We start from the raw sequence: 24,112 nt of genomic DNA on the forward strand, positions 1-24,112 counted from the left end.
CAGTGAAAGCTGGAGGAGTGCACCAGTTTATTTTTCATTCCTGATGCTATCAAGCCTCATGAAACGAGGCTTGATAAACGATAAACTGCTATAATGACCGTGGTGAGTCTTGATTTCTAAGGTTCCTTTGCGCTGCGAGAGGGTTTTGCGCATCAGAGAGACTGCTCATTTTAGACTTTCTTAGATCTGCTATCACACGCGGATGGCTCAATAGTTCCCCGAATTTTTCTGAGTCCCAAGATATTTTTGTTGGACTTTGTTCCCTGCTGAGAGCTTTTCTCATTTCGGTTAAATCTCCGTGTGATCTTGTAGGAGAAGGTTCCCTGCTGAGAGCTTTTCTCATTTCGGTTAAATCTCCGTGTGATCTTGTAGGAGAAGGTTCCCTGCTGAGAGCTTTTCTCATTTCGGTTAAATCTCCGTGTGATCTTGTAGGAGAAGGTTCCCTGCTGAGAGCTTTTCTCATTTCGGTTAAATCTCCGTGTGATCTTGTAGGAGAAGGTTCCCTGCTGAGAGCTTTTCTCATTTCGGTTAAATCTCCGTGTGATCTTGTAGGAGAAGGTTCCCTGCTGAGAGCTTTTCTCATTTCGGTTAAATCTCCGTGTGATCTTGTAGGAGAAGGTTCCCTGCTGAGAGCTTTTCTCATTTCGGTTAAATCTCCGTGTGATCTTGTAGGAGAAGGTTCCCTGCTGAGAGCTTTTCTCATTTCGGTTAAATCTCCGTGTGATCTTGTAGGAGAAGGTTCCCTGCTGAGAGCTTTTCTCATTTCGGTTAAATCTCCGTGTGATCTTGTAGGAGAAGGTTCCCTGCTGAGAGCTTTTCTCATTTCGGTTAAATCTCCGTGTGATCTTGTAGGAGAAGGTTCCCTGCTGAGAGCTTTTCTCATTTCGGTTAAATCTCCGTGTGATCTTGTAGGAGAAGGTTCCCTGCTGAGAGCTTTTCTCATTTCGGTTAAATCTCCGTGTGATCTTGTAGGAGAAGGTTCCCTGCTGAGAGCTTTTCTCATTTCGGTTAAATCTCCGTGTGATCTTGTAGGAGAAGGTTCCCTGCTGAGAGCTTTTCTCATTTCGGTTAAATCTCCGTGTGATCTTGTAGGAGAAGGTTCCCTGCTGAGAGCTTTTCTCATTTCGGTTAAATCTCCGTGTGATCTTGTAGGAGAAGGTTCCCTGCTGAGAGCTTTTCTCATTTCGGTTAAATCTCCGTGTGATCTTGTAGGAGAAGGTTCCCTGCTGAGAGCTTTTCTCATTTCGGTTAAATCTCCGTGTGATCTTGTCGAGCACGATTCTGCCTGGCTGCCGATATCCTTTTCCGTTGAACTCAGAACACTATTCCCTTTTCTAGAGGGTGCCACTACTCTTTGTTCGTCTTTATTGATATTGCGCTCTTTATTGATATTGCGCTTCTTAACGACAGGGCTAGCGGAACTAGAAGAGTTAGGACTTATTTGCGTAGAATTGCTGCTTTCCAGGAAACGTTTTCTAGGAGTTGGTTTTGGTACTGTTCCGTTGATATCTGTCTGAGTTATCCCCCTGATGTTGTTCTGCGTGATAGTTGGAGCTGTAGCACTCGATGGAGTAATACCTTTAGCGCTATTCACTTGAGTTGTTGCATGCGTCCTATTAACTTGCGCATAGATTGGAATAGCCTTACCGGACTTCTCCATTGCGGGATGATCAGTTCTGAAAACCGGGTGGTACACTACTTGTTCACGGGTATTTAGTATATAATGCAGAGGTTTTTTATCCCAGGGTTCGTCATAAATTTGTTCTTCATTATTACTGTTGCTTGGCACTGTCTGTTCTGATAGAAAATTGTCTGGGCATATCTGATTAGTAATGCCATCTACATCTTCGTATATTCCATGTATAGTACTGTTACGTTTGGTATCTTTATGGGGCTCTTTATCTACGCTACTGATAGGATCTGAGTGATCAAGAGCGAGATTCGTGGATTCACTAGTATTTGTTCGAGTGGCATCAATATAATCTGTTCTCAGCGAGGAAAGAATATTTTCGTCATTTAGGGCATCTGGTGATGCACTTGCCGTTAATAGCTCTCTTGATATATTGACGCTATTGCTCTGTACTACCACGTCAATATCCACTGCTGAATCTTTTGTTGATGTGTTGTTCTCTATAGAAGTCTTGGACGCAACGTTTTCTTCAGTGGCAGAATGATGCGCTGAATTTTTGTTTCCTGAAAAAAATTCCGCCATTTCCACGTCTTTTACTGTGCCATTGACGTATTTTTCTAGATGCTTACTTGTAATAGGGCGTCCATTGACTACAACTTGATGCATTACCACGTCTGTTGGTGAAGAAATTTCTAGCCCCTTTTCTGGCTCCTTTGTAGCTTTGAGCGCGTTTCTAAGACTGCCGAAGAAGGATTTGATGAGACTTGTAGCTGGAGAACCACTCTTTCTCTTTTTGAGGTCACTCTTTGAGTGTGTCGAATCTGTATCTCCGTCAGATAGACTAGAGTTTATAGATCTTAGTGTTCCTTCAGATTTATTTGAAGACAAGGATTCGTTACTACTTGAATTGCTTTCTTTTGACTTGTCTTTCCTTTGGAATCCGCCTGGAAGCTTGATCAGTGGGGTCCCTTGAACTGTGGGCATGTTATAAGTGAATAATTAGATTATTCTAATGGTAGCATATTATTACTAATAAAATCTTGTAATTCTATATTTCTTCATAAAAGCCACTAGCAGGATCCTAGAAATTAATACTTCCAGGCTTCTAGTTTACGGATGTAAATGGATTCTCCTTCGCGATGTAAGTCAATTGAGGTAAAACCTTGCAGATTCCGATCAGAATGTTACACTGGACGGGTGTGGTCAGCGTAAGCTTTTCTATAGTAAAACTTAGTACGTTACTTTCACAATCATGTTAGAGAGGTTTTGTATATGGCTAAAGTAGCAAGTAAAACAAACCCAGGTAGACAAAAGGGTTCGAAAGCCACAAAAACTTACAACGGGAAACCGGTGCAGCCCTCTATGTATATTCACAGACACTCCAAGGGGAAGAATATTTCTTACATGGGTGCGGAGTATGAGAATGGAGATCCTGTAGAGGATGGTGATTCATCCAGTGGGATGCCAGTAAGGTGGGATAGTATCTGATTCTATGATAAGCGTTACTATCAACGGCAAAAAGCTGTCTGTGGAGCCTGGATATAGTGTTATCCAGGTCTGCCAGATGGCGGGTGTCGAGATCCCGAGGTTTTGCTATCATGAACGTCTAAAAATCGCTGGAAATTGCAGGATGTGCTTGGTTGAAATCGAAGGTGGTCCTCCAAAGCCGATTGCATCTTGTGCCATGCCTGTTGCTGATGGTATGGTGGTTCACACTGATACACCTAAAATCAGAGAAGCTAGGGAAGGAGTAATGGAATTCCTTCTTGCAAACCATCCGCTTGATTGTCCCATATGTGATCAGGGTGGTGAGTGTGATCTCCAGGATCAAGCGATGCTCTATGGTAAGGGTGTGAGTCGTTTCCCCTACCAGAAGAGGGCGGTGTCCAGAAAGGATTTCGGGCCCTTGATTGCCACGGAAATGAATCGGTGCATACTCTGTAGTAGATGCGTCCGTTTTCTCTCTGACGTCGCTGGTGTGGACGAGTTAGGCATGACCGGAAGGGGTGGCGATGCTGAAATAAGTACTTATATCAAGAAAGCCATTTCATCGGAAATATCAGGTAACATCATCGATCTCTGTCCTGTTGGAGCACTCACCTCTAAGCCATATGCATTCACTGCGCGCTCGTGGGAACTCAATAAGATTGACAGCGTAGACGTGCTTGATGCTGTTGGTAGCAATATCAGAGTGGATGTCAGAGGGCAATCCGTGATGCGTATATTGCCAAGATTAAATGAGGAGATAAATGAAGAATGGCTCTCTGATAAAGCGCGATTTTCCTATGATGGTCTCAGGGTGCAGCGATTGGATAGATGCTACATCAGAGTTAATGGAAAACTCGAGGAATGTACATGGGATAGAGCTCTTTCCGAGATTGTTAAGCGGATTGATATCGTGAGCCGTGAAGAGATCGCGGCTATTGCTGGGAATCTGATTGATGTTGAATCAGCTTTTCTCCTGAAAAGAATGATGGATAAACTTGGTGTTTCCAAGCTTGAGTGTAGGCAGGATGGCGCTACTTATCCCGTCTCTGATCGGAGTTTGTATACCTTTAATTCCACTATTTCTGGAATAGAAAAATCAGACTTGTGTTTCCTGGTGGGCGCGAATCTCAGAGTGGACGCTCCACTCATCAATGCAAGATTAAGAAAGAGATGGTTAGCTGGTGATTATAAGGTGATTGGTCTCGGCTGCGGTGATGTTAAGCATACCTTTGATGTTCATGACCTAGGTGATTCGGTGTCTACGCTGGTGGACATAAAAGAGGGAAAACACGAAGACTTTCTGAGTTTAGTCGGAAAGTCCATGAATCCGATGATGATAATTGGTCCGGATATGCTGGCTCGCCCAGATGCTAGTTACGTTCTATTCTTGCTGCGTTCGATTGCTGAACAATTTTCTTTCATTCGCGATGACTGTAATAACTTTTCCGTCTTGCAGCGGCACTCCGGTACTGTTGGAGCGCTGGATATAGGTTTCCACCATCAAGGTGGCTTGAGTTCGGTTTTATGTGGGGATACCAAGGTGGTGTATCTCCTCGGTGCTGATGAGTGCGTTGACAGCATACCAGAGGATGCCTTTGTTATATATCAAGGACATCATGGTGATAGAGGTGCAGGTAGGGCAGATGCGATTCTTCCAGGATGTTCTTATGTGGAGAAGGACGCAATATACGTCAATACTGAAGGTAGAGCACAGCTTGCCTTTAGAGCGATCTTTCCTCCTGGTGAAGCGAAAGATGATAGAGAAATAATAGCGGACCTAGCACAGAGACTTGGTGTTCCATTCAGTAAAGCCGGCCTTCCTGAAATCAGAGAAAAATTAAGAAAATTGGGTCCCCAGTTTGGGCATATAGGATCTGCTGTGAAGAACAGTGTTACTCCCTATAGGTTCAGTGGTGATTCTGTATTTTCAAGCGATAAAATCACTTTGAGGAGAATAAGTTTTTATATGACAGATCCGATAAGTAGAGCTTCCAGTACTATGGCTAAATGTAGAGAAGAATTCGATGCTTTTGCTAATAATTGTTAAGTTACTACATATAATCTTACTCGCGCTGGCAGTGATACTCTCTGTGGCGTATCTCACGTACGCAGAGCGAAAAGTAATCGCTGCGACGCAACTACGTATAGGTCCGGATCTAGTTGGTCCATTCGGGCTATTGCAGCCAATCGCTGATGCCATGAAGGTGCTGCTCAAGGAGATAGTCATTCCAAGAGCTGCTGGTGCTAAATTGTTTCTCCTTGCACCGGTGATTGTGTTTGTCCTAGCATTAGTTGGTTGGGCTGTGATACCACTCGGTACCTCAGAAGTCGCTGGAGTCGAAGTCCCCACAGTCATAGCGGACATTAATCTCGGTGTGATGTACTTGCTTGCCATCGCTGCCCTCGAAGTATATGGAATAATTATTGCTGGTTGGTCAAGTAAATCTACTTACTCCTTTCTTGGAGCTCTGAGGTCAGCATCGCAGATGATCTCATATGAAATAGTTATTGCACCAGTCATCATAAGTGTCATTCTTCTTGCTGGTTCTCTCAACTTAGCTGAAATAGTGATTGCCAAACATAATCTGCCTTATTGGGTGGACATCTTAATGCTTCCGATGGCCTTTATCTTTTTTGTCTCGATTCTGGCGGAGACAAATAGGCATCCGTTTGATCTGCCGGAAGCTGAAGCTGAGTTGGTCTCTGGATATAATGTTGAGTATTCTTCCATACCATTCGCGTTGTTTTTCCTAGGGGAGTACGCAAACATGATACTTAGCAGCAGCATAATGACTGTATTGTTTCTGGGTGGTTGGTATCCTCCAATTGACTCCTACTTCTTCTCATTCATTCCTGGGTTCGTTTGGTTTATAGCCAAGGTTTCCTTTGTGCTGTTCTGGTTCATAATAGTGAGGGCGACGCTTCCGCGCTATCGTTATGATCAGCTCATGAGGCTGGGCTGGAAGATTTTTCTACCGGTGACTTTTCTCTGGATTCTTATTGTGGGTGCACTGGTATCCTTCGGTTTTATTTAGTGCTTGCCTGTTTTATTTTTGGGGTCAAGTGTGATACCCATACTCGGTGGAGAGGTTTTCTGATTCCATTAATGGGAAGGCCGTCATAAGAAGCTATTATTTGATTTTTATTTTGTATGTCCTGGATGCGTACTTTTTTTGGTTTCCTATTAGTAGTATCTTCTTTGTCCTCTTGTACACCGCTTCTTATAGGTACTACGGCTGCGACCCTTGCAGTGACTTCAACGCAGGAGAAGAGCATCGGTGCAATCATCGATGATAAGGCGATCTGGTTTAGAGTTGTCAGGGCTCTATCCAACAAAGGTTTTGGTAAAAATATTACGATTTCCGTGAATGAGGGAAGAGTCCTAGTGTCCGGTAGCGTCCCAAGTTCTATGGATAGGATCGCAGTCAGTAAAGTGATATGGACCCAAGAAGGCGTAAGGGAAGTAATGAATGAGCTACAGGTTGAGAAAAGAGAGCAATCTTTTGCTAAATCTGCATGGATTACTGCTCAGATAAAGTTATCCATGCTTTTGAAAAGTTCCGTGAAATCGTTCAATTACACTGTCGAAACCCACGACGGTACAGTCTATCTTCTTGGTATTGCACAAAGCAAGGATGAGCTTAAAAAGGTATACGATATTGTGAGAAGAGTCGACGGAGTGAAGCAAGTTGTCAGCCATGTTAGACTTAAAAACAGTCCTATACGGAAGATGTAGTGGGTGCATTATCAGCAAAGTGATGTTACAATCAGCTAAGCCCGGATGGAATTTCATGGGAACCCGGTCAGGGTAGGAATACAGCAGCCGTGCCTTGAGATTCCAGGCTGGGCTTCCGGCTTAGTTGCGTGGCTCCACCATGGTTTCTGGGTCAACTATTTTATCGAACTCCTCACCTGAGATCAGTTTTAACTCTACTGCTGCTTCTTTCAGAGTGCAGTCCTTTGAGTACGCTAGCTTAGCAATACTAGCTGCCTTGTCATATCCGATGTGTTTGTTCAGTGCGGTTACTAGCATCAGTGACCTTTCAAGTATAAGGCGGATCTGTTTCTTATTTGCAGTTATACCGCAGACGCACTTTTCAGCGAAGCTTTTCATACTATCTGCTAATAAACGTGCTGATTGCAGCACATTGTATATTATCACTGGTTTGAAGGTGTTTAGCTGAAGCTGTCCGCTTGCTCCAGCGACTGTGACTGTAAAATGATTCCCCATCACTTGTGTACATACCATAGTCAGAGCTTCACACTGTGTTGGATTGACTTTGCCCGGCATTATAGAAGACCCTGGTTCATTTGCGGGCAGAGTAAGCTCCCCTATGCCACATCGTGGACCGGAAGCAAGTAGTCGTATATCGTTACCTATTTTCATCAACGACGTTGCTAACACATTCAAATTGCCGCTGAGCTCAACTAGTACATCGTGTGCAGCAATCATCTCACACTTATTTCCGGCTGGAAAGAAAGATACACCTGTGATTTTTGAAATCTCGTCGACTATCTTTTTATCGAATCCCTTCTTCGTATTGAGACCAGTACCTACTGCCGTGCCTCCTTGTGGTATTTCATATAACCTATTTAGATTCTCATTAAGGCGTTCTTTACTCTTAGCAAGCTGGGCCCGGAAACATGAAAACTCCTGTGCAAGTGGGATAGGAGTTGCATCCTGCATGTGAGTTCGTCCGATTTTTATGATACCTTCGAAGTCTGTTATTTTTTCCGAAAGTACATCCATAAGATATGATAGAGATGGTATAAGCGATTCTCCAATCATCTTTACAGCAGCAATACGCATGGCTGTAGGGAATGTATCGTTGGATGATTGGCACATATTGATGTGATCGTTCGGATGTATTGGGCTTTTACTACCTAATACACCATTGAGTTTCTCTATTGCCCTGTTTGCAATGACTTCATTAACATTCATGTTTGTTTGGGTCCCTGAGCCAGTTTGCCAGACTGAGAGTGGAAATTGATCATCTAATTTCTCAGAGATAATTTCATTACATACTTCCTCTATAACCGGTAAATATTCCTTTCTGAGTAAACCTTCATTTGCATTTACACGCGCTGCAGCCAGTTTTATCACAGCAATAGCTCTGATCACCTCAATTGGAATCTTTTCCGTACCTATCTTAAAATTCTCTATAGATCGCTGCGTCTGAGCTCCCCAGTAACTCTTTTTCGGTACATTTATTTCCCCTATTGAGTCCTTTTCAATTCTGTAGTCCATTGGCGCTAGTGAAGATGTACACACGGTATTATAATCCCTCCTTTAGCGATCCTCAAATAGAGCTCCTTTAATTTTGGTATATAGGCAAGGGCCAATCACTTATGATGTGAGAGCCTATACAAGTTTAGTAAAGCATTTATGATACATTCTCGATTTGAGTAAATTCAGTGTTCGAATAGGATATTTGTCTAAGTGTATTTATGATATTTTTTTTTACGTGAACAAAACTCTCATCTGGAAGGCCGATCACAATCTTGATCTCGGTTGTGATGAGATACTTTACATCAGCCGATTCAAGCACACCAAGAACCTTGTTTAAATTCTCGAATTCCGTCAGAAAAGAAGAACCAACAATCGTAATGAGTGTTAGGTTGGGGGTGCACTTGAATCCAGCTGGTAGATCTATTTTTCTGTACTCAGAGACCTCAAGAATCGCTGAAGCATTGCTCCCTATTACGGAAATGGATTCAACTTCTATTAAGGATTGTTCCAGAAATGTTAATAAGCACTGTTTCTCAGCGTCGATCATAACTCTTTCTTCGCTGAAGGTCAGGCCAAAAATTTGTAGTTCTTCGATGTTATCTACGATCTTTGTTTGTACAGACGTGCTTGGTTCAAAACTGGATTTGATAAGTATATTACTTACACCTTTCCGTGCGATATCAAGGGCCCTACTATGTAACACTTTTTCCTTCAGCGACATTTCCAACAGCTGTGAATATCCGATTTGTGGAAGATGTTCGGCTTCTTTAGCATGTGCCCTAGGGTCCGTAGAAAATACACCTTCGACGTCTGTATAGATCTCGCAGCTGATTGCATTGAGGGATTTTGCCAAGGCAGTAGCAGTAATATCTGAGCCGCCACGACCAAGTGTCGTCAATCTACCAAGATACACACCCTGGAAACCAGCTACTACCACTACATACTTTTGGTTTATGTAATCTAGTATTTTCTCAACACAAACACTCCTTATTCTCGCTTTTGAATGGAATCCATCTGTTTCTATTGGTAGCTGCCATCCCATCAAGGATATCGCTTTGATTCCTATCTCCCCGAGTGCCAGTGTAAAAAGTCCACAGGAGACCTGCTCGCCAGCTGAAAGCACGACATCTGAGGAATCATTATCTTGAACATCGAAAGCCTCAATATAGTCAACTAGGGAATCAGTGTAACTTCCCATAGCGGATACAACCACGACAACTGAGAATCCTTCGGACACGGCACGCTCAACTATTGATACACACCTCCTTATATGCTTCAGGGAGCTCAGTGAAGAGCCCCCGAATTTTTGTACCTTGACCTTAAGGGCACCTTCTTGTGAAATAGGCACAGTTGCTGGATTCCCTAAAAGAAGCGCTTCCTGTTACTATAGCCATCATCACCATCTGTGGCGTGAGACTTGTCAGCACGTGGTCTTCTGTGACCTGAACCCGAGCTCGAGCTTGAGCTCCGCTGATCCCTATAAGATGGTCTACTGGTACTACTGCCAGAGCGTCCCCCAGATCCCGAATCTCCACTAGAACCCGATCTATCCTCAGTGACACGCATAGTCAACTTGATCTTTCCGTCAGGGCTGATGTCCTTGACACGGACGGTTACAGCTTGTCCCTCAGTGTGAGACGCACGAATATCATTGACACGCTCTTTACTGATTTCACTGATGTGGACCAGCCCCTCCTGCCTGTTTGGAAGAAGAACAAATAAACCAAAATCGACTATGCTTACTATTTTCCCTTCATATATCTTGCCGATGCTGATTTTTACAGGAGCACTACCCGTATTCTCAGTGAAGCCAGAGACTGCATCAATTCTGGCTTTCGCCTTCATTAGCGTTTCTTTGCTGTCGGCCATGATATGCACGAAGTTATTTGCATCGATATCGATCTTACTTGCAGTATCGCATGAAATCCCTTTGATTGTTTTTCCTCCGCTACCTATGACCTTGTGCACAACGTCTTTATTGATTTCATAACAAAGTATTTTTGGTGCGGAGCTCTTTACATCTTGTCTAGGGGCACTTATTGCATCTAGCATCTTTCCAAGGATGTACATCCTTCCTTCTAATGCCTGATTTAACGCCTTTTCGATGATCTCAACACTGATTCCTTGGACCTTCATGTCCATCTGCAGTGCTGTGATACCACTTCCCGTTCCCGCGACTTTGAAATCCATGTCACCAAGTGCATCCTCATCTCCAGAAATATCACTTAGGATGGAATACTTCTCGCCATCGGTTATTAGACCCATAGCGATCCCAGCAACATGCTTTGTCACCGGAACACCAGTGTCCATGAGTGCCAATGAGGAGCCACAGACTGTAGCCATAGAGGAAGAGCCATCAGATTCCGTGATTTCAGAAACTATTCGTATGGTATACGGGAAAGTAGCCTTTGTTGGTAACATAGCTTTTAGTGCTTTGAGTGCCAAGCGTCCGTGACCGATTTCCCTTCTTCCAGGGGCGCGCAACGCACCGACTTCCCCAACTGCATAAGGTAGGAAGTTATAATGTAAAAGCACAGACTCTCTTCTTTCACCATCGATGTCATCCATGATCTGCTCGTCCTGGTAAGATCCGAGTGTTGTGACGACAAGACTTTGTGTCCCACCACGTGTGAACAAAGCAGAACCATGCGTTCCGGGTAAGTAGTCTAATGAGATGCTAATAGGACGTATTTCAGAAAGACCTCTGCCATCGATTCTTACTCCGTTTTCTAGAGTATTTCTCTTGACAATTTCCTTCTCCACTTTCTTTATGAAGAATCTGACCTCAGCATCAGTGAAACCCATCTCTCCAAATTTAGCGTAGGCATCAAGGTAAATCACATCGAGTAAGGTGTAACGCTCCTCTTTATTCTTTATCTGTGCATCATACACTGCCTTCAAGCTTTCCTCATATGTCTCCTTGACTTTGCTATAAAGCTCAGCATTCTCATATAACACACCGACAGACTTCTGTTTAGGAATACCAACAAGAAACTCATTGATGAATGCCACGACTGGCTTAGTACTTTCCAGTGCATCTTTGAGTGCAGAAACCATCTCCGGCTCTGAAACTTCATTAGCTTCAGATTCGACCATGACCACTGAATCTTCTGTACATGCAGCGAACAGTTCTAGTACAGAATCAGATTCCCTACTTTGGTTATGTGAGATTGTTCCATCAGCATTTTTGACGATATTCACTCCGACGACTGGTCCTTCAAACGGAATTCCGGACAATTTCAATGCCACGGAAGCCGCTATCAAGGCAGGTACCTCGGGTAGGACGCTCTTGCTATCATGTGCGAGCAGTTTACATACGATATTTACTTCATTAACCAGGTTTTCCTGGATAAGTGGCCTGATCGCTCTATCAATGACCCTAGAAGCTAGAATTTCTCTTTCTGTGAGTTTGCCCTCGCGCTTAAAAAAGCCGGTCGGAATACGGCCAAGAGCATAAGACTTAGCCAGGAAATTTGTCACCAGAGCTAAGCCCGATAAATCAGATGGCTTACCTGCAACAGCAGAATCTTTCTGAACTGTCACAGCAGCCAGTATTACAGTTCCACCATAAGATACGGAAGCAACTCCCGCAGTTTGGCGTGCCACCTCGCCCGTTTTTATGTGCAGATCTTTACCTTTCCATTTTATGGAGGATTCCTTTATTTCAAACATTATTTATTTTCTTATATTGAGCATTTTTATCAAATTTTTACAGCCCTGTTGATCATTTTTTGCAAGATAGTTGAGTAACCTGCGTCTCTTGCTGATGATTTTCAGCAAACCCAGTCTGGACGCATAATCTTTCTTAAACTCCTGCAAATGCCTGGTTAAGTTGTTTATACGCTCGGTGAACAGAGCAACTTGCACAAAAGCAGAACCCGTATCATTGTCTGCGATTCTGAACTTTTTTATTATCTCAGATTTTTCATTAATCATAATCTCCTACAAAAAGTCACGTAAAAGGCGAGTCCACATAACACCCTTTGTTAAAAGAAATTAGCAGACTAGAACACATTCTAATACGAATTACTGAAAAGATCTATGAGGATGATCCTTCCATAGAAAACACCACTTTGACGATCATCACGATATCATTCTGCCGGATGATGGAGATTTGAAGGTAATCATCTATAGAGCAGACAAGCTAACCCCTGCTTTGTGATGATATAATTGTTTTTGATATTACTCGCCAAAGACATTCTCGAATATGTAATCAACATGTTTCAGATAGCCTTCATAACAAAAAAGCCTTTCTATGTTATCAAGATCAACACGCGCATCTTTTTTCAGGTGTTCGATAAACGAAGAATTCTTATCGTTCCAAGTTTTCATAGCGTTTTCCTGGACTATTTCATAAGCTTCTTCCCTAGTCTTGCCAGATTCCACGAGTGCCAGCAGCACTTTTTGCGAGAAGATAAGTCCACGAAGAAGATTAAGATTATCAGTAATATTATCCTCGAAGACTAGTAGTTCACTTACTACTTTGGAAAGTCTATCTAACGCGAAATCCAGGGTTATGCATGCAGTAGGTGCAAGAACTCTTTCAACTGAGGAATGGGAGATATCCCTTTCATGCCACAGGGGAACGTTCTCAAGGAATGGAATGACAGTGCTTCTGACTATACGTGCTAACCCCGTCAGGTTCTCACTGAGAACGGGATTTTTTTTGTGTGGCATAGCAGAACTACCTTTTTGACCCGGGGAAAAGAATTCGGCGCATTCGAGGACCTCAGTCCTTTGTAGATGCCTGATCTCAGTTGCGATATTTTCCATGGAAGACGCTATCACAGCCAGTATTCCGAAAAAAACTGCATATCTGTCCCGTGGTATTACTTGTGTCGCCGGAATCTCAGGAACTAGATCTAACTCTTTTGCGATGTATTCCTGTATGAAAGGGTCTATACTAGCGAACTGCCCTACAGCTCCTGAAATCTTGCACACGGATATTTCCTTTATTGCATCTAGCAGTCTAGCACGATTTCTTTTGAACTCTTGGTAAAAACGTGCGAATTTTAGACCTAAAGTCATTGGCTCAGCGTGGATTCCATGACTTCTACCAACACAGGTAGTATCTTTATATTTTAGAGCCTTCTCCTTGATTGCCCCAAGGACGCGATCCAGATCATCCAACAGCAACAATCCTGCTTTCCTAAGCTGCAGCGAGAAGCAGGTATCTATGACATCGGAACTAGTCATGCCCATATGTATATATCTGGAAGCAGGGCCGACAGACTCAGCGACGCTTGTCAAGAACGCTATCACATCATGTTTGACTGTTGCCTCGACAGCCGCTATTCTCTCGAGGTTGAATGAGGCTTTAGAAAGGATCACTTCCAAGCTATCGGATGGGATGTTGCCAAGCTTACTATGCGCCTTGCATACGAGAAGCTCTATTTCCAGCCACAGCGAAAACTTAGTCTCATCGCTCCAAATAGAGGCTGCCACCTCCCTGGTGTACCTGGGGATCATAAGGGAAGAATTATAAATTACACTTCCAGCGTATCTCCAGCATCTGACGGTCTCTCTTTAGATGCATCAAGTACATGGACCCTGAGAAGGCACTCAACCTCTGGATGTAGGAAAATCTTGACTTCATGAGCACCCAGCTCTTTTATGGGTGAACCGAGGACTATATTTTTCTGCGATACTTCGATTCCCTTTTTGGATAGCGCTGCGACTATATGCTTGGCATTAACTGCCCCGAACAGGAAACCCCTCTCTGCCTGTGCGTATATAGGGAGGACATCAATCGCAGAAAAAGACTCTGCTAATTTCGAAGCAGCCTCCAATTCTGCGGCTTGCTGCATAGCCAACTTTTCCTTTTCCTGTTCCAAGATGGCCAGATTAGCTTTCGTGGCACGGACGGCCTTGCCGAGAGGAATAAGGTAATTCCTGGCGAAACCCTTCTTTACAGTCAAGACATCACCTACACTACCGAGTTTCCGCGTAGTCTCCTTCAGAATAACTAACATAATGATTGAATATTATCTATTTTTTGTGACGATCGCAGTAAGGCACAAGTGCGAGAAACTTCATCTTTTTCACTTCCTTTGCCATTTTTCTCTGTTTTTTCGCTGGTAGACTCGTAAACCTCCTCGAGAGCGTACGCCCAGCTGAAGTCATAAAACGCTTCATAAAAGCTACGTTTTTGTAGTCAAAGTTCTCAATTGCCAGGTCGACTTCTGACTCGCTTTCCGGATCGATCGGGGCGTCGGTACGAGATTTTCTAGCTTCTTCCATAAATCTGGTTATAAACTCTATGATTGCTCTACTGCTGATACTGAGGGAGTTTTAGTGAGATACCCTCTTCAGACAATTTTAATTTCTTCTTCTTCTGTAAGAGATAGCGTAACACGAGGTCGTTGTACTTTAACTTCGCTTCGAACTTGTGCAAGGAAGACGGCTCAGCCGAGATCACAAACATGAAATAATTCGCTTTAGTATGATTCTTTATCCTATATGCGGGACTTAAAAGTCCCCAGCTTTCTTGCCTGAGAACCTTAATGTTATTCTCAGCGAATATAGCATTGAAGTTATCCATCAAGTTGCATACACCACCCTCGGTGAGAGAGCTACTGGCAAGAAACACACATTCATAAATGTGAAAGCCCATACAACACCAGTTACACTTAAAAGGTCAATGCTAGCAAGAAAATTTCTATTTGACAAGTATGACCTGGCTATCCTCTCGAGTTGAGATGTTGTTCTTTTCAGAGGGATATTTTTGATATTTTTTGGAATTCAATCTCTGAAATTCTTCTCGAAAAATTATGCTTGAGGCCATGGTTAGTATTTACTGAATAATGAATATCTTCAGTATTCTCTTAGTCGCGCGTTTTTGCAAAGAATCCAGTATGGGTGTAGTATTGTGGATGCGTGCTTTATATGTCAGTGGATGTTTCGTCTTTTTTTGTTTTGCATTCTCCTTACCAACTTTGTCGGTGCTAGGGAACACGTACAAATTGTTGGTTCGAGCACTGTGTTTCCATTTATAAGCGTCATCTCTGAGGAGTTTGCGCGGACCTACAGGGTGCAGACTCCAATGGTGGAATCCACAGGTACTAGTGCTGGATTCAAGCTTTTCTGCATGGGTGTCGGTGAAGCTCATCCTGACATTGCAGTTTCGTCGCGCAGGATTGATGAGACGGAGTTGGCCTTGTGCAAGGTGTACTCAGTCGATAAGGCAGACATATTGGAGATAAAACTTGGTGAGGATGCCCTTGTCATAGCCAGTGATGCCGGGAGTAATTTTCGTTATCAATTTTCCAGTGATGATATTTTCAGAGCGATTGCGTTTTATATTCCTAGCGGGATGAGCCTGATTAAGAATCCGAACAAGCGCTGGATTGATATAGATAGTAAAAGATTCTATGATTCAGAGATAAAGATATACGGACCACTCAAGAATACTGGTACCTTTGAATCGATAAAACAGCTTATTCTGTTTCGCCATTGTTTGAGTGATCCTGCATTCAAACTCGCTTACGAAAAGGATAAGCTTAGGGGAGCGTGCTCAGTCATACGAGATGATGGTGTCTATGTCGAAGCAAGTAGCGATGAAAACGTAATAGTCCAGAAGCTCGTACGCAATCCTGATGCGTTCGGTCTATTCAGCTATAGTTTTTTTATTAGGAACGCTAGTAAACTTAAATCGCATCAAGTGGATGGTGTGCAACCCAGTTATGAAAGCATAATGAGTGGTGAGTATGGTTTAACCAGGCCGATATATCTTTATGTAAAAATTCCGCACTTGGATTTTGTTCCGAACCTTAAAGGTCTCCTGAGGGAGGTTCTGAGTGATAATGCGCTTGGGACTTATGGTTATTTGCGAGCTCTTGGTATGATCCCGGTTCCCGATAAAGATCTGCAAGCTGTGAGGGAGCATGTTAGAGATTTAACTTCTTAACCTTTCTGTGAACTATTTATTGCATACAACCCTGATTACCTTAGTTGTACTCGTGGCTGATATTGCTGTGGAAATCTATGTTCCTGCTCTTCCGAGTATAGCAGCTTTCTTTTCTGCTAGCGCTGAAATCATAAAATTGACTATGGGCAGTAATATACTTGGTATTGCCGTTTCTAGTCTATTCTATGGGGCTCTTTCCGATGCATGGGGCAGGAAACCAGCGCTTATCTTAGGTCTTTCGATTTTTGTAGTGGCTAGTCTTCTTTGCATTTTTTCGACCAGTGTTTTTGTTCTGATATTTTGGAGATTCTTCCAAGGAGTAGGGCAAGGTGTAGCCATGGTTGTCGGATTTGCTAGTGTCAAGGATTTCTACTCTGGTGAAAGATGTGCTCAGATCATATCCAGGTTATCTACTGTAGTCGCAGTTTCCCCTGCATTTGCACCGCTTTTAGGAAGTATGATCCTCGTACATTTTACTTGGCATTACATTTTTCTCTTCCTTGCTTTGATTGCTTCTATATGCCTGTTAATGCTGATTTTTTTCTTCCAGGATACGCTGAAGCATAAGAATCCTTTATCTCTGAGGGCTATATTTGCATCTTATATGCGGGTGATAAGGAATAAGAATTACATTTTATACTCTTTTGTGGTTGTTATAACGTTCATGTGGCTATGGAACGTGATTACTTCTGCTCCATTTTTGCTACTCGAAGACATGAATGTGCCTATGACTGAGTACGGATATCTTGTCGCGATTAACGTCTCTGGATTCGTGATTGGAACGATCTTGAATCATAGATATCTTCACTATGTTGGTCTGAGGAACTTCATAAGATTTGGTTTAACACTTCCATTACTGAGCGAAATACTCCTCATTATTCTCCACTATACTACAGGTTTTTCTGCGCTTCTCCTTGAGTGTATATGGTTTTTCAGCGCTATGGGCCTAGCCTTTGTTATAGGGAATGCTACTACCCTCGTCCTAGATCAAGTAGATGAGCGCGATAATGGCAAGGCAACTGCGTTACTTGTCTTTTTTGAGATGGTTTTTGGTGCTTTAGGTGTCTACATAAACGCACCCTTTTATGATGGAACAATAGTTCCGTTAGCTATTTTCACAATCGGGTGTGTACTTGCCACTATGTTGATGTTGTTAATACTTTTCCGTGTCGATAGAAAAGAAAACACTACCAATCAAGTAGTCCGTTGAGTATGCATTTAAATTAATCTTGTACTCTTCTGTTTCTCCATAGACTTCTTTATTTGGTATTCGCGGTATGCAATATAACTCGTACTTCCTAGGATAATAGTGGCTCCAAATGATGTAGATAAGGAAACGCTTTCTGAGAAAACATAATATCCAATAGCAGTCGAGACGACCAATACAAGGAAATAAAATGGCATCACTACACTGAGTTCGTTTGCGTGCATGATTGCTGCTATTCCACTGACAAAGTAGAACACCACAATCAGACCAAAATAGTGGAAATTCTCCCAAAACAGTGGAGAAACATTCGTGAAATCTTTGAAAGACGCAGGTAACGCGGAAAATAAAGTGACAAATAACATCACGAAAAATGATTGTGTTATGAGGGACTCAGTTTTGCCCCACTTGGAGGTTGCAAGATCGTATGCAACCCATAGGAATGTCACAAGAATGACATACAGCGAGTAATGATTAAAAGCGTGGTAACTAGGGTTTATAATGATTACCGCTCCAATGAAGCCGGTGACTAATGCAGAAGCTCGTCTGATACCGACTTTCTCTCTGAAGATCATGCATGATGCGGCGCTACACATAAGAGGATAGAGAAGAGTGATTGCTGATACCTGAGCAAACTCCATATTGTTATATGCGTACACAAGTAATATCTGCGACGATGCAGTCAGGAGTGCGCGTAACATGTATATTCTCCATAGGGTACTTTGCGCAAGTTCCTTCCTTTTCCAAAGCGCGAAGGGTATGAGAAAGATAAATCCAATTACATTCAAATAAAAAGCAACTACTGCTCTATCCATTTCTGCTCCCAGAATTCTGTAAGACGCGCAAATGAGGGCAGCCGTAAACATATGAAAAAGCATCCATAGTATTGCTCTTAAGTTATAGTTTTTGTGATTCGCATTCATACTCTCAATATTCCTTGCAGTGTCTTTGTAGCAAAAGAATCTCCACAATAATCAGGAGCCCATATTCTACTCCAATTTGTTTTGTCAGAAAGACTCCAATTTTCGTGAAAATTTTATCACTGTACAATACCAGGGAACCGGAAAGATTCAAGTAGATAATATGGTGCCAGATGTCTTCGAAAACTCTGTAGTAAACTTTTGTTAACATAAAGTTATCCTAAATTGCGACTTCTTAATTGTAAGGTCATAACTTATACTAAATTGAAATTAATAAGTCCAACTGCATGGGCGAGAAGATGGTGCAAGTAGGTCTCCATCGATGACTTTTATGTAGAATCTTTTCTGTCATGAGGGGGTCAAAGTGAGATTGACATTCATCTTTTGTATAGTACTGGCTTTCTTATTAGGAGGTTGGCAGGTTAAGAGGTTCCTTATCAAGCGAGGGTTTACAGATAATTTGGAGCGTTGTGCTGTCACGACACTCAACTCTTTCGGTCAGTACTGCAGTTTTACTGGTAAGTTAGTGATCCGGAAGGATAATGTATATTTTCTTTATAAGGATGGTGAGCACTTTTATGTACTTATCTCTGGTGCTACTGATAAGGAATCTTTCTTGGTAAACATCGGCTACGTGAAGAAATCGTCAAAAGAAGAAGCTATAGATATAATCAATCAAAGGCTCGAGTATCCGAAGGAGATGAATCTTGTTGGTCATTTAATACCAATGCGTAGCACGAAGGTCCCTTTCATCAAAAACGACTTGACTAACCTGGAATTATACTACCTGAATTCAAAAGAGCTCTCGAACGTGTTCCAGCTGCCTATGTCTGACTATGTGATTTATTCCACCTCAAATGATTTGATAGAAGATTCTCCCGAAGTATTTGTCCAGCTTCCGAGACCCATTATAAAGGTGATTATGCATCTCTGGTATGCAATCATGTGGTACTCCATCTCTGGCTTCGGATTAGTTTACTACGTGTGTATTTCGCGCAGAAGCAAAAAGTAGTAACCCGAAAAAGATCATAACGCATGCGTCAACCACACTGAAATAGTGTGCTTGATGAGCCCCCTGATGGATATTATCCATTTGCCTTCTTATCCATGAACAAGAAAAACTCTTCGTTATTTTTTGTTCTTTGGAGTTTATCTATTACAAACTCAATGGCATCCGCATCTGTCATCTGGTTCAGGATGCGTCTCAGCACCCACACCTTGTTTAGAATAGATCTATCAAGGAGGAGCTCCTCTTTTCTCGTACCCGATTTAGTTATATCAATGGCCGGGAATAGTCGCTTCTCAGCTAGTTTCCTATCAAGAATTATTTCTGAGTTGCCAGTGCCTTTGAACTCCTCATAGATGAGCTCATCCATCCTGGAACCAGTATCAACAAGTGCCGTACCAATGATTGTCAGCGAACCACCACCTTCAATATTACGAGCTGCGCCGAAGAGGCGTTTCGCCTTTTGCAAAGCGTTGGAATCGACACCGCCGCTTAGAAGCTTCCCAGAAGAGGGAACCACGGAGTTATACGCCCTAGCCAAACGAGTAATTGAATCAAGCAGTATTACCACATGTTTCCCTTGCTCGACGAGTCTCTTTGCCTTCTCAATTGCGAATTCCGCTACATATACATGCTTATCAGCTGGCTCATCGAATGTTGAACTCACAACTTCAGCATTTACAGATCTACGCATATCGGTGACTTCTTCGGGACGCTCGTCGATTAGTAGAATGATGAGATGTATGTCCGGGTAATTACTAGAAATAGAATGTGCGATATTTTGTAATAAAATGGTCTTACCTGTCTTAGGCTGTGCGACGATCAGCGCTCTTTGCCCTCTTCCTAGAGGGGCAATGATGTCAATAATTCTTCCACTTAAATCGCTACTTCTCGAATCTGAAGATTTTTTGGGTTTCTCACATTCCAGTTTTATGGGTGTGTCAGGATAGAAAGGTACCAAGCTCTCAAATGCAATGTACCTCCTAGAGGTGGAGACCGGATTATTATTAATTTCCAGGGCCTTTGCAAGAGCAAAATATCTCTCACCTTTTTTTGGTGCTCTGACCTCACCATAAATTGAGTCACCAGTTCTGATTCCGAGTCTTCTAACTTGTCCCGGGGAAATGTAGACGTCGTCCTGACTTGCCAAGTAGTTGTATGCTGAGGATCGCATGAAAGCAAAACCCTCATTTAAGACCTCTGCTACTCCAGAACTCACTATAGTTTTCCCATTTGGATGATCTGCGACCTCTTTCTGTGCGATCAGGACTATCAAATCCTGCTTAGATGTTCCAGCTAGATTTTGTAAGTTCAGGTTCTCTGCTCTTTTGAGGAGCTCACATGCGGTTTTGGAGCGGAGTTCAGACAGATCTATGAATGCCCCATGATCTGCTTCTTCATTTTGTTCGGGTTGTTCTGCAGGCGTATCCAATTCCTCCTTGCTGCTCCTGTTGGAAAGTTTTAAAGTATTTCTTTTGCCTGACACGTCATCTTGCTTATCTTCTACTAACAATGTGTCATTGGTCCGTGTTTTTAATGCGCCCTCTTGGGCTAAATCTTTGATTAGGGTCATATACTAAATCAGGATGGGGAGTACAAAAATACCAAGTAAACTATAGCGAAAAGAAAATGGATAAGAAAGAATGCAGCTAAACTTGGTACATCCGAGCAAAGGATGTAGGACGAGGAAGTCCAAAGCTAGTCATTAACACGTTTCATCTACCTAGTCAAGCCGGAGATCAGGCCGCAGCACTACGAGGCGCTCACAAGAAAACAATGGGAACCCCCGATCGAGCTTGGAAAATAAATGCACCCAAGGGCAACTAACTGAATGAATTCTATCACCTTATAAACGACTTTAGAAGCGAGCAAACGATTTTGACATCCCATGTATAAGTATCATACTATATTACCATTTATTAATTAAGTAAGTGATAAAATGATCAAGCGCGTTGCGGAATAAAAAAAGATGCACTACGTTCACCTAAGTGTTGTAGATAGGTTAGATCGATTAATATTGTCTTTTCTGTGGATGCAGTCGCTTGTTTGTTGAAATTAATACCGTTTCGATTCAGGGTATTTATCCGTAAAGATAGTGGTACAGATTTCTATAGTGCGCGGACTCCCATGTTTTAATATTGTTGGGTTGCCGGATAAGACAATCAGTGAGTCCAAGTAAAGGATCAGAGTAGCACTTTCTCATATAGGTTTTCCACTACCTAGTAAGAGAATGACTATCAACCTCTCACCAGCAGGGATCATAAAGATGGGTACATATTACGACCTACCTACAGCTTTGGGTATTCTCAAACTACTGGATGTCATTCCCTTTAGAAAATAGCTATCGGAATTCTTCGTTATGGGCGAGCTTGCTCTTGATGCATCTATAAAAGGCGTGCAAGGTGTATTACCGGCAGCCATTTATGCTAGAGATGCCTCACTTGGAATAATCTGTCCTTGGGAAAATAGAATTGAGGCACGTGTTTCCAAGAATAAAAAATATTGGCAGTCCAGTCTTTAAAGGAGTTGATATCCTGTCTGACTGGTGATACAGAACCACAGAGAATCGATGATGCTTTTGTCCTAGAAGAGGAATCCTATCCTGATATGGAGGAGGTCAAAGGACAAAAAATCGCAAAACGTGCGATCGAAGTAGCTGCTGCTGGAGGTCGCCATATTCTCATGCGCGGTCCACCAGGTACGGGTAAGTCGATGCTCGCGAAGAGAATTGTTGGTATTATGCCACCCCTGTCCTCTAAGGAAACCATGGAGATCAACATGATCGCGAGTGTCGCAGGTAATTTCACGAATAAAATCTATAAAAGAAGACCATTCAGGAGCCCTCATCAATCAGCTTCAGTGGCAGCAATCATTGGTGGTGGAGCCTTCGCTAAACCTGGTGAAGTGACACTCGCACACAACGGTATATTGTTCCTTGATGAGATAGCTGAATTCCCGCGACATCTGATAGATACACTGAGACACAGGTTCTGGAATCAAAGAAGGTCGTAATCTCTCGTGTGAATGCTAAGGTGAGCTATCCTGCTTCCTTCCAGCTGGTCGCCGCGATGAATCCGTGTAGATGTGGCTATCTGGGCTATTACCCCGATAAGGAATGTAGAAACGCTAGAAGATGTGGACAAGAATACTCGAAAACACTTTCTGGGCTAATTCTTGATAGAATAGACCTATTCGTGAACATATCCAGGATAGAAAGTAGACAAATTCTTGATTCGCTACCTGAGGAATCGTCAGGCCAAATAAGACAGAGCGTGATCTCTGACAGAGCAAAGCAGCTTGAGAGATATCAAGGGATGCACTTTAATCTGAATTGTCATATAGATGCTGCCGCAATCGCTGAGTATATCTCTCTTGATAGGGAGACCACGGAATTCTTAACTCATGTTGTAGAGCAGAATTATCTTTCCTTACGTGGGTATGATCGTATCTTAAAAGTTGCTCGTACGATCGCAGATCTGGAAAATTCAGATGAAGTTAACAAATCCCACGTTACTGAAGTACTGTATTACAAACTAAGTGTGTGATCCAGAGTTATCAGATGAACCTGATTGCATTTCAGGGTTGCTAGGTATGCGCTACTAGCATTGGCAGATTCCAAGAACTCTGATTTGTGCGCCATCTTTTAAGTTTTCTCTTCCTCTGTCCACTAAGCCTGAGTCTGCTTGTTTATCAAAAGAGATTGCTTTGTTTGGAATGCTAATTTGGGACTTACTTTTTTTTTGCGTATACAATCTCTGGTAAAGAATTAAAAATTAAACGTAAAGATGCCAAAAACAAAACAAGAAGTTACTACTCAGGGGTCAAAACGAGGCATTACTTCTAAAATCAGATGTGCATTTATTGCATTTATAGCTCTTGCTACTCTGCTTATGTATGTTGCGGTGCGTATGCCTTTTACTACCAATGGGAAATATCTCGTACCTATGATGGATTTTCTTGTAGGGATCTCGCTTTGCCTTTGTGGGGCGGCCATTATGAAATTTTGTGAGGAGTCTCCAAGAGCATATGTTCAAGAGGGCCGAGTACCAAGAAGCGGAAACGGGAGTGGTGCCCGTGTGATGGTCACCACTAAGAACGAGACGCCAGCTTTTGTATTTCTAGCTTTGATACTCTCCCTGATTGGACTAGTGGTTATGGGTTGCTGCAATGATGTCTTTCCGTCTGATTCGTTGCTTCTGGGAATCGTAAGACACGCTGCGGAGATAGTGTTTGGAGTTGTTTTCGTATGTTTGACGGCTTACGTTGCGATTGGGCACCCAGAGCCCAATACGCAGGTCCAGGTCACTCCTGATGTTGAACGGAGCGCTGCAGGTCGACAAGTGGCACGGCAGAATCGTCCTATTACTCAGGATGCACCTCAATGCCCTATTCTGAATGGGGTTCCGGAGGGTGCGTTGCTTGTATCGGAAGAGTTCTTAGAAGAGATACTTGATAGCTCTCAGCAGCATCATGGGGGACCTAGAGGCGCAGTTCCAAGCGCACCGCCATACGATGATCCTCATGGAAGGGGGAGTTGTCCAGGCAGGATGTACAATCCTAGGATAAGCCAGCTCTATCCTAGGTTTTGTTCCGAGGATCTCATCCAATTCTGATGCATAGGACCTAGTAGGACTTAAAGTACCTACTAGTGCCCGTTGTAGTACAAAAATGTTGAGTTAATTGGATGCGAGAGTTGAGGTCTCGCTCCAAAGCTTGATGAGTTGATAG

21 protein-coding genes, 1 other RNA gene and 1 pseudogene are annotated in these 24,112 nt (G+C 42.8%); 12 read left to right on the plus strand and 11 right to left on the minus strand.

The window, feature by feature from the left end; genetic code table 11:
- Nucleotides 1–88: 88 nt before the first annotated feature.
- Nucleotides 89–2,614: a hypothetical protein gene (locus tag NHE_RS00220; RefSeq protein ID WP_038558711.1), complete on the minus strand. Its 2,526-nt coding sequence runs from the start codon at nucleotides 2,612–2,614 to the stop codon at nucleotides 89–91.
- Nucleotides 2,615–2,902: 288 nt separating this feature from the next.
- On the opposite strand from NHE_RS00220, the gene NHE_RS00225 reads away from it, so the two are divergent.
- From NHE_RS00225 to ffs, 5 genes are all read left to right on the plus strand, one after another.
- Nucleotides 2,903–3,118, plus strand: coding sequence for a hypothetical protein (locus NHE_RS00225; protein ID WP_038558714.1), 216 nt, complete (start codon nucleotides 2,903–2,905; stop codon nucleotides 3,116–3,118).
- 4 nt (nucleotides 3,119–3,122) lie between these two features.
- Nucleotides 3,123–5,165 carry an NADH-quinone oxidoreductase subunit NuoG gene (nuoG, locus tag NHE_RS00230; protein ID WP_038558717.1) on the plus strand — a complete coding sequence of 681 codons (2,043 nt, stop codon included), beginning with the start codon at nucleotides 3,123–3,125 and terminating at the stop codon, nucleotides 5,163–5,165.
- A complete protein-coding gene (nuoH, locus tag NHE_RS00235; RefSeq protein WP_038558720.1) occupies nucleotides 5,143–6,153 on the plus strand; it encodes an NADH-quinone oxidoreductase subunit NuoH in 1,011 nt (336 codons plus the stop codon). The genes nuoG and nuoH overlap by 23 nt, the downstream gene beginning before the upstream one ends.
- A 125-nt stretch (nucleotides 6,154–6,278) precedes the next feature.
- The gene (locus NHE_RS00240; RefSeq protein ID WP_038560329.1) at nucleotides 6,279–6,854 is read left to right on the plus strand and encodes a BON domain-containing protein; all 576 of its coding nucleotides are present in this window, start codon (nucleotides 6,279–6,281) and stop codon (nucleotides 6,852–6,854) included.
- A 31-nt stretch (nucleotides 6,855–6,885) separates the two neighbouring features.
- Nucleotides 6,886–6,980, plus strand: an RNA gene (gene ffs / locus NHE_RS04235) — signal recognition particle sRNA small type.
- Here ffs and fumC read toward each other — a convergent pair.
- The 8 genes from fumC to rpsF all read right to left on the minus strand — a co-directional run bounded on the left by fumC (nucleotide 6,975) and on the right by rpsF (nucleotide 14,961).
- A complete protein-coding gene (gene fumC, locus NHE_RS00245; RefSeq protein ID WP_038558723.1) occupies nucleotides 6,975–8,366 on the minus strand; it encodes a class II fumarate hydratase in 1,392 nt (463 codons plus the stop codon). The genes ffs and fumC overlap by 6 nt on opposite strands.
- A 136-nt stretch (nucleotides 8,367–8,502) precedes the next feature.
- Nucleotides 8,503–9,696, minus strand: a complete 1,194-nt coding sequence (locus tag NHE_RS00250) for an amino acid kinase family protein (RefSeq protein ID WP_051579484.1) — start codon at nucleotides 9,694–9,696, stop codon at nucleotides 8,503–8,505.
- A gap of 14 nt (nucleotides 9,697–9,710) precedes the next feature.
- Nucleotides 9,711–12,020, minus strand: coding sequence for a polyribonucleotide nucleotidyltransferase (locus NHE_RS00255; RefSeq protein ID WP_084473232.1), 2,310 nt, complete (start codon nucleotides 12,018–12,020; stop codon nucleotides 9,711–9,713).
- A gap of 3 nt (nucleotides 12,021–12,023) precedes the next feature.
- Nucleotides 12,024–12,284 carry a 30S ribosomal protein S15 gene (rpsO, locus tag NHE_RS00260; RefSeq protein ID WP_038558726.1) on the minus strand — a complete coding sequence of 87 codons (261 nt, stop codon included), beginning with the start codon at nucleotides 12,282–12,284 and terminating at the stop codon, nucleotides 12,024–12,026.
- 246 nt (nucleotides 12,285–12,530) lie between these two features.
- Nucleotides 12,531–13,817 carry an adenylosuccinate lyase gene (gene purB, locus NHE_RS00265; protein WP_038558729.1) on the minus strand — a complete coding sequence of 429 codons (1,287 nt, stop codon included), beginning with the start codon at nucleotides 13,815–13,817 and terminating at the stop codon, nucleotides 12,531–12,533.
- A 17-nt stretch (nucleotides 13,818–13,834) separates the two neighbouring features.
- A complete protein-coding gene (rplI, locus tag NHE_RS00270; protein WP_038558731.1) occupies nucleotides 13,835–14,320 on the minus strand; it encodes a 50S ribosomal protein L9 in 486 nt (161 codons plus the stop codon).
- 16 nt (nucleotides 14,321–14,336) lie between these two features.
- Nucleotides 14,337–14,588, minus strand: coding sequence for a 30S ribosomal protein S18 (gene rpsR, locus NHE_RS00275; protein ID WP_051579486.1), 252 nt, complete (start codon nucleotides 14,586–14,588; stop codon nucleotides 14,337–14,339).
- A 28-nt stretch (nucleotides 14,589–14,616) separates the two neighbouring features.
- The gene (rpsF, locus tag NHE_RS00280; RefSeq protein WP_038558734.1) at nucleotides 14,617–14,961 is read right to left on the minus strand and encodes a 30S ribosomal protein S6; all 345 of its coding nucleotides are present in this window, start codon (nucleotides 14,959–14,961) and stop codon (nucleotides 14,617–14,619) included.
- A gap of 282 nt (nucleotides 14,962–15,243) precedes the next feature.
- Here rpsF and NHE_RS00285 point away from each other — a divergent pair, with 282 nt between their 5' ends.
- A complete protein-coding gene (locus tag NHE_RS00285) occupies nucleotides 15,244–16,254 on the plus strand; it encodes a substrate-binding domain-containing protein (RefSeq protein WP_051579490.1) in 1,011 nt (336 codons plus the stop codon).
- Between the two features lie 7 nt (nucleotides 16,255–16,261).
- Nucleotides 16,262–17,464: a multidrug effflux MFS transporter gene (locus tag NHE_RS00290; RefSeq protein ID WP_051579492.1), complete on the plus strand. Its 1,203-nt coding sequence runs from the start codon at nucleotides 16,262–16,264 to the stop codon at nucleotides 17,462–17,464.
- 8 nt (nucleotides 17,465–17,472) lie between these two features.
- Here the strand turns inward: NHE_RS00290 and NHE_RS00295 are convergent, their stop codons facing one another.
- Nucleotides 17,473–18,381, minus strand: a complete 909-nt coding sequence (locus NHE_RS00295) for a DMT family transporter (RefSeq protein WP_232214994.1) — start codon at nucleotides 18,379–18,381, stop codon at nucleotides 17,473–17,475.
- Between the two features lie 361 nt (nucleotides 18,382–18,742).
- Between NHE_RS00295 and NHE_RS00305 the strand changes: the two genes are divergently transcribed.
- Nucleotides 18,743–19,390 (plus strand): SURF1 family cytochrome oxidase biogenesis protein, encoded by a 648-nt coding sequence (locus tag NHE_RS00305; protein ID WP_038558740.1) that lies wholly within the window; start codon nucleotides 18,743–18,745, stop codon nucleotides 19,388–19,390.
- 73 nt (nucleotides 19,391–19,463) lie between these two features.
- Here the strand turns inward: NHE_RS00305 and rho are convergent, their stop codons facing one another.
- A complete protein-coding gene (gene rho, locus NHE_RS00310) occupies nucleotides 19,464–20,957 on the minus strand; it encodes a transcription termination factor Rho (RefSeq protein WP_232214995.1) in 1,494 nt (497 codons plus the stop codon).
- 657 nt (nucleotides 20,958–21,614) lie between these two features.
- On the opposite strand from rho, the pseudogene NHE_RS04525 reads away from it, so the two are divergent.
- The 4 genes and pseudogenes from NHE_RS04525 to NHE_RS00320 all read left to right on the plus strand — a co-directional run bounded on the left by NHE_RS04525 (nucleotide 21,615) and on the right by NHE_RS00320 (nucleotide 23,997).
- Nucleotides 21,615–21,905 (plus strand): annotated as a pseudogene (locus tag NHE_RS04525) (magnesium chelatase domain-containing protein).
- A gap of 5 nt (nucleotides 21,906–21,910) precedes the next feature.
- Nucleotides 21,911–22,396, plus strand: a complete 486-nt coding sequence (locus tag NHE_RS04410) for an ATP-binding protein (RefSeq protein ID WP_269479140.1) — start codon at nucleotides 21,911–21,913, stop codon at nucleotides 22,394–22,396.
- Nucleotides 22,397–22,404: 8 nt separating this feature from the next.
- Complete coding sequence (locus NHE_RS04495; RefSeq protein ID WP_269479141.1) at nucleotides 22,405–22,929, plus strand: magnesium chelatase subunit ChlI family protein; 525 nt, start codon at nucleotides 22,405–22,407, stop codon at nucleotides 22,927–22,929.
- Nucleotides 22,930–23,169: 240 nt separating this feature from the next.
- Complete coding sequence (locus NHE_RS00320; RefSeq protein ID WP_038558744.1) at nucleotides 23,170–23,997, plus strand: hypothetical protein; 828 nt, start codon at nucleotides 23,170–23,172, stop codon at nucleotides 23,995–23,997.
- Nucleotides 23,998–24,112 lie beyond the last annotated feature (115 nt).

The sequence above is a fragment of the Neorickettsia helminthoeca str. Oregon genome (assembly GCF_000632985.1).
Classification (GTDB): Bacteria; Pseudomonadota; Alphaproteobacteria; order Rickettsiales; family Anaplasmataceae; genus Neorickettsia; species Neorickettsia helminthoeca.

Bases quoted from the DNA above. Each gene is read 5' to 3' on its own strand.
- nuoG (WP_038558717.1), top strand. From the start codon at position 3,123: ATGATAAGCGTTACTATCAACGGCAAAAAGCTGTCTGTGGAGCCTGGA.
- rho (WP_232214995.1), bottom strand. From the start codon at position 20,957: ATGACCCTAATCAAAGATTTAGCCCAAGAGGGCGCATTAAAAACACGG.
- NHE_RS00255 (WP_084473232.1), bottom strand. From the start codon at position 12,020: ATGTTTGAAATAAAGGAATCCTCCATAAAATGGAAAGGTAAAGATCTG.
- rpsR (WP_051579486.1), bottom strand. From the start codon at position 14,588: ATGGAAGAAGCTAGAAAATCTCGTACCGACGCCCCGATCGATCCGGAA.
- NHE_RS00285 (WP_051579490.1), top strand. From the start codon at position 15,244: ATGTTTCGTCTTTTTTTGTTTTGCATTCTCCTTACCAACTTTGTCGGT.
- rpsF (WP_038558734.1), bottom strand. From the start codon at position 14,961: ATGGGCTTTCACATTTATGAATGTGTGTTTCTTGCCAGTAGCTCTCTC.
- purB (WP_038558729.1), bottom strand. From the start codon at position 13,817: ATGATCCCCAGGTACACCAGGGAGGTGGCAGCCTCTATTTGGAGCGAT.
- rplI (WP_038558731.1), bottom strand. From the start codon at position 14,320: ATGTTAGTTATTCTGAAGGAGACTACGCGGAAACTCGGTAGTGTAGGT.
- rpsO (WP_038558726.1), bottom strand. From the start codon at position 12,284: ATGATTAATGAAAAATCTGAGATAATAAAAAAGTTCAGAATCGCAGAC.
- NHE_RS00320 (WP_038558744.1), top strand. From the start codon at position 23,170: ATGCCAAAAACAAAACAAGAAGTTACTACTCAGGGGTCAAAACGAGGC.
- nuoH (WP_038558720.1), top strand. From the start codon at position 5,143: ATGCTTTTGCTAATAATTGTTAAGTTACTACATATAATCTTACTCGCG.
- NHE_RS00225 (WP_038558714.1), top strand. From the start codon at position 2,903: ATGGCTAAAGTAGCAAGTAAAACAAACCCAGGTAGACAAAAGGGTTCG.
- NHE_RS00240 (WP_038560329.1), top strand. From the start codon at position 6,279: ATGCGTACTTTTTTTGGTTTCCTATTAGTAGTATCTTCTTTGTCCTCT.
- fumC (WP_038558723.1), bottom strand. From the start codon at position 8,366: ATGGACTACAGAATTGAAAAGGACTCAATAGGGGAAATAAATGTACCG.
- NHE_RS00295 (WP_232214994.1), bottom strand. From the start codon at position 18,381: ATGAATGCGAATCACAAAAACTATAACTTAAGAGCAATACTATGGATG.
- NHE_RS00220 (WP_038558711.1), bottom strand. From the start codon at position 2,614: ATGCCCACAGTTCAAGGGACCCCACTGATCAAGCTTCCAGGCGGATTC.